We start from the raw sequence: 7,975 nt of genomic DNA on the forward strand, positions 1-7,975 counted from the left end.
CGGGGCGCACGCCGCGGCCAGGAGCCCGACGGTCGCCGCGACCGCGGCCCAGCGGGCGGGGCGGGGCGGCAGGTGGCGCAGCGGGAACGGGCGCATGCGACCCACCCTATCCAGGCCCCGACCCGTCAGGCGGGCACGGACCGGCGGATCCGCCAGCGGCCGTAGAGGTAACCGTCACCGTCGGCGAGCAGGTGCACGGGCTCCCAGCGCCCCGTGGCGACGGGGCCCCGGGTGGTGCGGGTGCCGTCGCCACCCACCACGAGGGGCGCGACCGTCTGGCAGTACTCGTCGAGCAGGCCGGCCGCTGCGAGTTGCGCGAGCAGCCCGGGACCGCCCTCCACGAGGACGCGCGTGAGGCCCCGCGTGTGCAGGTCGGCGAGCACCCGCGTCGGGTCGACGCGCCCGGCGCCCGCAGGTATGACGGTGGCGCCCGCCTCAGCCAGCGCGGTGGCGGCGACACCGTCGGGCACGTACACCAGCGGGCGCGGCCCGCCGGGGGGGAACAGACGCTCGGTGGGCGTGAGTCCACCGCCGGTCACGATCGCAAGGGCCGGGTGGGTGGGCGTGTGGTAGTCCTCGGCGCGTACCGTCCCCGCGCCCACGAGCACGACGTCCGCTGCGGCGCGGAGCGCGGCGAAGACGCGCCGGTCACCCTCGCCCCCCAGTCCGCCCGACGTCGCCCCGCCCGCGCCGTCCGACACCGTCGCCGCGCCGTCGAGCGACGCGATCATGGTGGATCGCACGTACGCGCGGCCCTGCGCGACGGGGTGGCGGTAGCGGCGGGCGAGGTCGGCGTCGTCGCCGAGCGGATCGAGACGTGGCACGGCGTCCGACCCTACGCGAAGGCGACCGCGGCCCCTCCCGGAAATCGGGACCTCAGCTGCGGATACAGTCTCATCCATGACGTTGCATCTCGTGGACCGCAACCCTACGGTCACACCGGCGCAGATGGTGGAGGAACTGGTCCCTCCGGAGATGTTCCACGAGGTGAGCTTCGACAGCTACATCCCGGACCCTGACGAACCCAGCCAGGCCGCCGCGGTGCAGCACGCGCGGGAGTTCGTGGCGGCGGTCGACAAGCTGGTGAAGGCGAGAGGCAAGAAGGGGCTGTTCAGCCGCAAGAGCGCCCCCGCGCAGGGGGTGGGGCTGTACCTGGACGGCGGGTTCGGTGTGGGCAAGACCCACCTACTGGCGTCGATCTTCCACAGCGTGCCCGGCCCCAAGGCCTTCGGCACCTTCGTCGAGTACACGCATCTCGTGGGCGCACTCGGCTTCAATCAGTGCGTCGAGTACCTGTCGAACCACACGGTCCTGTGCATCGACGAGTTCGAGCTCGACGACCCTGGCGACACGATGGTGATGTCGCGCCTGCTCACCGAGCTGTCCGGACGCGGCGTCTCGGTGGCCTGCACGTCCAACACCCTGCCGGGCCAGCTGGGGGAGGGCCGGTTCGCCGCACAGGACTTCCTGCGTGAGATCAACAAGCTGTCGTCGGTGTTCCAGACGGTGCGCGTCGACGGCCCCGACTACCGCCACCGCGACCTGCCGCCCGCCCCGGACCCGCTGACCGACGCCGAGCTGGTCGCGATCGCCGAGGCCGACCCGACGGCGACGCTCGACGACTTCGACGCGCTCTGCGAGCACCTGTCCAAGCTGCACCCGTCGCGCTACAAGCAGCTCGTCGCGGGTGTGTCCAAGGTGTGCATCGAGAATGTGCATCCGGCGGCCAACCAGACGGTGGCGCTGCGGATCGTGGTGCTGGCCGATCGCCTGTACGACGCGTCGATCCCGGTCCTGGTGTCCGGCGCGAAACTCGACGAGATCTTCACCCCCGAGATGCTGGCCGGCGGCTACCGCAAGAAGTACCTGCGCGCCACGTCGCGGTTGCTCGCGCTGTCGCGGTTCGCGGCGGCCGACGCGTAGGCGCCCCACGCAGCGGCGCTCGCCCGACGAGGTCCGCCCCGCATGCCTGTGCATGCGGGGCGGACGTCTCTGTGTGCGGCGGCTGTCGCGGGGGGCGTCAGTTGTACGAGATGGTGGTGTCGCCGTCCTTGAACGTGATCTCGCCGTGCTGGAACTTCTGGGTGATGGTGCCGTCGGCGGCGTCGACCTCGTCGGAGGTGGGGTAGCCGAGCTTGCCGCGCTCGTAGCCCACCTTGCCCCACTTGTCACCGATGGCGCCGTGGACCACGTGCGCGCCGGAGGCCTCGCTCCAGTAGATGGTCCCGCCCTTGAGGGTGAGGTACTTGCCGCCGGCGTCGGGCAGCGGTGAGACGGGGCCGAGCGGCGCGCCGAGGTGACCGGACGCGTAGCCGTACTTGGCCCACTCGGCGAGGATCGGTGCGTTGGTGATGCTGATCGACTGGCCGGCCTCGGTCTTGACCTCGGTCGAGTCGACGGCGGGCTTGCTCTCGTCCGCGCCCTTGGCGGCGGACCCGGCGGCGGCGCCGGCACCCGAGACGGCTGAGCCGACGGCACTGGTGGCGCCTGCGATCGCGCTACCTGCGGCCGCGGTGGCGCTGCTGGCCGCGTTCTTGGCCTGCGAGCAGGCGGTCACGGTGCCGGCGGTGACGGCGAGAGCGGCCGCTACTACGGCAATCGAGCGGAACTTCGTATTCACTTCGAACTCCTTAGGCCGGGATGCTTGCGGATTCACGATAGCGAAGCCGCGGGTTGTTCACCAGGTTCACAGCGAAGTGTCGGAATCCGGATGCACGATCCGGAGCGCATCTCTCCGGCCCGGGGGCGAGCGTGAGCGCGATCCCGATCGCGGAAAGCCGCAGGTGGGACGGCAGGTGGGTAGACAAAAAGCACACCCGCCCAGGACTTGTGGTCCGGACGGGTGGCTGGTGAGGGTGAGGTGTCACACAAGACGTCGGTCGAATGCGACTCTCCACACTCTAGTGGTGTTTAGGTGCACCGAAGTGCACTTGACGCGAAGTGACACCATATCGTATTGATCTGACGGATTGCGTGGCTCATGACCGCGCGAATCGCGCTATCGCGTCGGACACCTCGCGGATCTTCGCCTGTGTCGCAGCGTCGTCGCCCGCCCGCGCGGCGTCCACCAGGCAGTGGCTCATGTGATCCTCGAGTAACCCCAGTGCCACCGCCTGCAGCGCCTTGGTCATGGCCGACACCTGCGTGAGGATGTCCACGCAGTACTTGTCCTCCTCGACCATCCGCTGCAGCCCGCGCGCCTGCCCCTCGATCCGGCGCAGGCGCTTGAGGTACTCGTCCTTCTGCTGGATGTAACCGTGATGGGGGTGGGTCATCGCTGCTCCTCGGACCTGCGGGGACGGGTGGGGGTGAAGCGGCGCAACCGCAGGCTGTTGCCGACCACGAACAGTGACGACAGTCCCATCGCCGCGCCCGCGAACATCGGGTTCAACAGGCCGGCCGCTGCCAGCGGTAGCGCGGCCACGTTGTACGCGAACGCCCAGAACAGGTTTCCGCGGATGATGCCGAGCGTCCGCCGCGACAACCGGATCGCATCTGCGACGGCGCGCGGGTCCCCGCCCACGATCGTGAGGTCGCCCGCCTCGATCGCCACGTCGGATCCGGTCCCCATCGCGATCCCGAGGTCGGCCTGCGCGAGCGCTGCCGCATCGTTGACGCCGTCTCCTACCATCGCGACCACCGAGCCGCGTGCCTGCAGATCGCGAACCGCGGCGATCTTCCCCGCCGGGAACACGTCGGCGATCACATCGTCGATGCCCACCTGTGCCGCCACCGCGTGGGCGGCGCGTTCGTTGTCGCCGGTCAGGAGCACCGGGCGCAGGCCCATGCGTCGCAGTTGTGCGACCGCCTCGGCGCCGCCAGGCTTGACGGTGTCGGACACCGTCACCACCCCGCGGGCGCGGCCGTCCCAGCCGACGACGATCGGGGTGCGCCCGAGGCGCTGCGCGGCATCGACGGCGTCCGTCAGCCGGTCGGACAGTGGCATCCCGTGCTCGGCGAGCAGCGCGGGTCGGCCGGCGACGACGCGGCGGCCGGACACGTTCCCGGTGACGCCCGCGCCTGCGACCGCCTGGAAGTCGTCGACCTGCGCCGGCGCGGCGACACCGGCGGTGATCGCGCGGCCGATGGGGTGTTCCGACCCCGACTCCACGGCGGCCGCCACGGCGAGCACGTCGTCGGCGTCCTGTCCGGCGTCGGGGTCGACGCCCGCCACCGTCATCGCTCCGGTCGTCAGCGTCCCCGTCTTGTCGAGCACCACGGTGTCCACCCGCCCGGTGTTCTCCAGCACCTCCGGCCCCTTGATCAGGATGCCCAGCTGCGCCCCCCGCCCAGTCCCGACCAGCAGCGCGGTGGGTGTTGCGAGGCCGAGTGCGCAGGGGCACGCAATGATGAGGACGGCGACGGCGGCGGTCACCGCGGCGCCGGCGGAGTTCCCCGTCGCCAGCCAGCCGGCGAGGGTGCCCAGGGCGAGCACTATGACGATGGGGACGAACACCCCCGCGATCCGATCGGCGAGCCGTTGGGCGGCCGCCTTCCCGGTCTGTGCCTCGTCCACGAGCCGGGTCATCTGGGCCAGGCGGGTGTCGGCACCGACGCGGGTCGCGCGCACCACCAGCCGGCCGCCGACGTTGACGGTCGCGCCCGTGACGGCGTCGCCTGGTGCGACCTCGACGGGGATGGACTCCCCGGTCAGCATCGAGGCGTCGACGGCCGACGTGCCGCGCTCGACCACGCCGTCGGTGGCGATCTTCTCACCCGGCCGCACCACGAACACATCCCCGGCGACGAGCCGGTCGACGGGGGTGTGGCGTTCGATCTCCGTGCCGTCGGGCCCGGGAACGAGCACGTTCGCGTCTTTGGCGCCCAACTCGACCAGCGCGCGCAGCGCGGCGCCCGCGCGGCGCTTCGACCGCGCCTCCAGATAGCGCCCGAGCAGCAGGAACGTGGTGATCCCGGCGGCGGCTTCGAGGTAGATGTTCGACGCCCCGTCCGACCGCTCGATCGTCAGCGAGAAGCCGTGCCGCATCCCGGGCATCCCTGCCATGCCGAAGAACAGGGCGTACACCGACCACCCGAAGGCGGCGAGCGTGCCCACCGACACCAGGGTGTCCATCGTCACGGCGCCGTGCCGCAGGTTCGACCAGGTGGCGCGGTGGAACGGCCATGCGCCCCACACCACGACGGGGGCGGCCAGGGTCAGCGACAGCCACTGCCAGTAGGTGAACTGCCACGCCGGGACCATCGCCAGCACGATCACGGGCAGCGAGAGCGCGGTGGAGATCGCCACCCGGTCGCGCAGGGTTCGGAGGGCGGCGTCAGCGCTGTCGGGCTTCTCGTCGGGCGCGGCCTGCGGCGGGTGCGCCCGGTATCCCGCGCGCTCGACGGCGTCGACGAGTGCGTCGACAGGGACGGCCTGCGTGAGGTCGATGCGCGCCTTCTCTGTCGCGAAGTTCACGGTTGCGGCGACCCCGTCGAGCTTGTTGAGCGTGCGCTCGATCCGGTTCGCGCAGGATGCGCACGTCATTCCCTCGATGTCGAGTTCTACGCGGCTCGGTCCGGTCACGGCCTCCATGCTTCCTCCTTCGCTCCTACATACGGTACCCCCCTAGGGTATATAGATCAAAACGTGCTAGGATGCTAGCATCCTAGTGTGGGTGACGAGGTCAAGCAGTTCAACGTGTACCTCCCGGTGGATCTGATCAAGCAGCTCAAGTTCCGTGCCGTGGAGACCGAGCAGTCGCTGTCGGCGCTGGTCGCCGAGGCCTTGCGTGCCTACCTGGCAGCACCCACAGACCACCCGAACGACGAGAGGTAGCGACATGACGGACACGGCGGGGATCGAGGCCGTCTTCCTGACCACCCACAACTGGGGCGCCACGGCGAGGTTCTTCACCGGTCTCGGCTTCGTGCTCGACTTCGAGACCGACCACAGCTCGGGGCAGCTGCGGGCGCCCGGCGGCGGGCCCTACCTGTTCGTCGCGGAGGTGCCTGCGGACGAGGAACCGCAGACGCAGGTGGTGCTCCGCGTGCCGGACGAGGACGCCAGGCCCGGGGTGGAGTTCGGGGACACGCACTACGGCACCCGCGAGGCGGTCGTACGCGACCCCGACGGTCGCGCGTGGACGTTGCAGGCGGCGCGGGTATGACCACGCCCGGATCGACCGGCCCTGAGAACACGGCCGAGCGCACCGCCCTGTGGCGGGCCCTGCACACCGAGCTCGACGCGCCGCCGGTGCTGGCCGACACCGTCGGGCTCGAGCTGATCGCGCCGCCCGACGGCTGGCGCGAGCGTGGCGACATGGATCCCGGGTTCACGCGCGGGATGCGGACCTGGGTGGCCACCCGGTCGCGCTTCGTGGAGGACCTGGTGCTCGGGTCCGGGCTCGATCAGTACGTGCTGCTCGGTGCGGGTGTGGACACGTTCGCGCAGCGCCATCCCGCGGCCGTCGAGGTGTTCGAGGTGGACCAGCCCGGGCCGCAGGAGTGGAAGCGGCGCCGGTTGGCCGAGTCGGGGCTGCCGGCGCCACTATTCGTGCCCGTCGACTTCGAGGCCGACGGTGACTGGCCCGCGCGGCTGGCCGCGGCGGGATTCGACGCGGCGGCGCCGGCGGTGGTCGCGTCGCTCGGGGTGTCGATGTACCTGACCCGGGAGGCGACGGCAGAGACGATGCGACGGATCGCGGCGCTGGCTCCCGGCACCCGCTTTGCGATGACTTTCCAGCCGTCCACGGAGGCGCTCGTCGGTGATGCTCGGCGGGCGCGTGAGATCTCGATGGCCGGCGCTGCCCGCAGCGGCACGCCGTTCATATCCTTCTACTCGCCCGACCAGATCCTCGCGCTCGCGCGGGAGTCCGGATTCGCTGCGGCACAGTACGTTTCCACAGAGGAACTGACCGAGCGCTATTTCGCCGGCCGTGCCGACGGGCTGGTGCCCTCGCACGGCGAGGAGTTCCTGGTCGCGACGGTGTGACGGTCGCTCCCGGCGGCGCTCAGCTGTTCGCGCGCAGGATCTCCTGCTGGTACGGCGCGACGACGGCCGGCGAGACCCGCAGGTCCAGCAGCAGGAACGGCCGGGTCGCGGGATCCTCGGCCGCCCAGGTCGCGAGGCGGTCGAGGTCGGCCAGGGTGCGCACCACCACGCCCTCGGCGCCGACGGCGGCCGCGAGCGCGGCGAAGTCGACCTGGGGGATCAGCATCGGCCCCTCCACGAGGCCCTTCCGGCCGTACACGTGCACCTCGGCGCCGTACGCGGCGTCGTTCCACACCACCGCCACGCCGCGCCCGCGGGCCGTGCGCACCGCCGACTCGAGGTCGGCGAGGGCCATCAGCCCGCCACCGTCGCCGGTCGTCAGCACCACGGTGGATTCGGGCCGGGCCAGCGCGGCCCCGACCACGCTCGGGAAGCCGAGCCCGATCGACTGATATGCGGTGCCCACCATCATCATCCGGTCCGGTGAAGCCACCGGCCAGTACATGTTCGCCCAGCCGATGAAGTGCCCGCCGTCGGAGACGACCACCCGCTGTGCGGGCAGCAGCTCGCCGATCCGCCGCGCCGCCGACCGCGGGTCGAGCAGCCCGTCGGGCGCGAGCTCGTCCCCGGCGTCGTAGGCGCGGAGGGCGTCGATGTCGACGCGCTCACGCCAGCCCGACGGTGCCGGGTCCCCGAGCTCGGCGACCAGTGCGTCGGCGACCAGGGCGGCGTCGCCGCGGACGAATCCCCCGACGTTCGGATGGGTGGCGGCGCCGGCGACGTCCACCTGGAAGACCTGCGTTCCCGGCGCGAACAGCTGCCCGAACCGCATCGTGAACTGGTTGAGCGACGCGCCGAACACCACTGCCACGTCGGCCTCGCGGACCAGGGCCATGGCACCGGCGGCACCGAACCCGCCCGTCACACCCAGGTCGTAGCGCTGCTCGGGGAACAGGCCTCGGCCCAGCGCGGTGGTCGCGGTGACGTCGCCGGTGGCGTCGGCGAGGCGGCCGAGCGCGGGCCCCGCCCCGGCGAGGAACGCCC

9 protein-coding genes are annotated in these 7,975 nt (G+C 71.6%); 4 read left to right on the forward strand and 5 right to left on the reverse strand.

Going from position 1 to position 7,975, the window contains the following annotated elements:
* Positions 1-125: 125 nt before the first annotated feature.
* A complete protein-coding gene (locus tag ABD908_RS25665) occupies positions 126-824 on the reverse strand; it encodes a dihydrofolate reductase family protein (RefSeq protein WP_345001434.1) in 699 nt (232 codons plus the stop codon).
* Between the two features lie 76 nt (positions 825-900).
* Here ABD908_RS25665 and zapE point away from each other — a divergent pair, with 76 nt between their 5' ends.
* The gene (gene zapE, locus ABD908_RS25670) at positions 901-1,923 is read left to right on the forward strand and encodes a cell division protein ZapE (protein ID WP_345001436.1); all 1,023 of its coding nucleotides are present in this window, start codon (positions 901-903) and stop codon (positions 1,921-1,923) included.
* 97 nt (positions 1,924-2,020) lie between these two features.
* On the opposite strand, the gene ABD908_RS25675 is transcribed toward zapE, so the two are convergent.
* The 3 genes from ABD908_RS25675 to ABD908_RS25685 all read right to left on the reverse strand — a co-directional run bounded on the left by ABD908_RS25675 (position 2,021) and on the right by ABD908_RS25685 (position 5,533).
* The gene (locus ABD908_RS25675) at positions 2,021-2,620 is read right to left on the reverse strand and encodes an LGFP repeat-containing protein (RefSeq protein ID WP_345001438.1); all 600 of its coding nucleotides are present in this window, start codon (positions 2,618-2,620) and stop codon (positions 2,021-2,023) included.
* A 358-nt stretch (positions 2,621-2,978) separates the two neighbouring features.
* Positions 2,979-3,275 carry a metal-sensitive transcriptional regulator gene (locus ABD908_RS25680; protein ID WP_345001440.1) on the reverse strand — a complete coding sequence of 99 codons (297 nt, stop codon included), beginning with the start codon at positions 3,273-3,275 and terminating at the stop codon, positions 2,979-2,981.
* Complete coding sequence (locus ABD908_RS25685; RefSeq protein WP_345001442.1) at positions 3,272-5,533, reverse strand: heavy metal translocating P-type ATPase; 2,262 nt, start codon at positions 5,531-5,533, stop codon at positions 3,272-3,274. The genes ABD908_RS25680 and ABD908_RS25685 overlap by 4 nt, the downstream gene beginning before the upstream one ends.
* A gap of 78 nt (positions 5,534-5,611) precedes the next feature.
* Between ABD908_RS25685 and ABD908_RS25690 the strand changes: the two genes are divergently transcribed.
* Genes ABD908_RS25690 through ABD908_RS25700 form a run of 3 tightly spaced genes read left to right on the forward strand, consistent with a single transcriptional unit; the run spans position 5,612 to position 6,931 of the window.
* The gene (locus tag ABD908_RS25690; protein ID WP_345001444.1) at positions 5,612-5,776 is read left to right on the forward strand and encodes a ribbon-helix-helix protein, CopG family; all 165 of its coding nucleotides are present in this window, start codon (positions 5,612-5,614) and stop codon (positions 5,774-5,776) included.
* A 4-nt stretch (positions 5,777-5,780) separates the two neighbouring features.
* Positions 5,781-6,107: a VOC family protein gene (locus ABD908_RS25695; RefSeq protein ID WP_345001446.1), complete on the forward strand. Its 327-nt coding sequence runs from the start codon at positions 5,781-5,783 to the stop codon at positions 6,105-6,107.
* On the forward strand, positions 6,104-6,931 hold the full coding sequence (locus ABD908_RS25700; RefSeq protein ID WP_345001448.1) for a class I SAM-dependent methyltransferase: 828 nt from the start codon (positions 6,104-6,106) through the stop codon (positions 6,929-6,931). The genes ABD908_RS25695 and ABD908_RS25700 overlap by 4 nt, the downstream gene beginning before the upstream one ends.
* A 19-nt stretch (positions 6,932-6,950) precedes the next feature.
* Here ABD908_RS25700 and ABD908_RS25705 read toward each other — a convergent pair.
* Positions 6,951-7,975: thiamine pyrophosphate-dependent enzyme (locus ABD908_RS25705; protein ID WP_345001450.1), on the reverse strand; the 1,025-nt coding region annotated here is incomplete at its 5' end.

This window comes from Tsukamurella soli (assembly GCF_039541155.1).
Classification (GTDB): domain Bacteria; phylum Actinomycetota; class Actinomycetes; order Mycobacteriales; family Mycobacteriaceae; genus Tsukamurella; species Tsukamurella soli.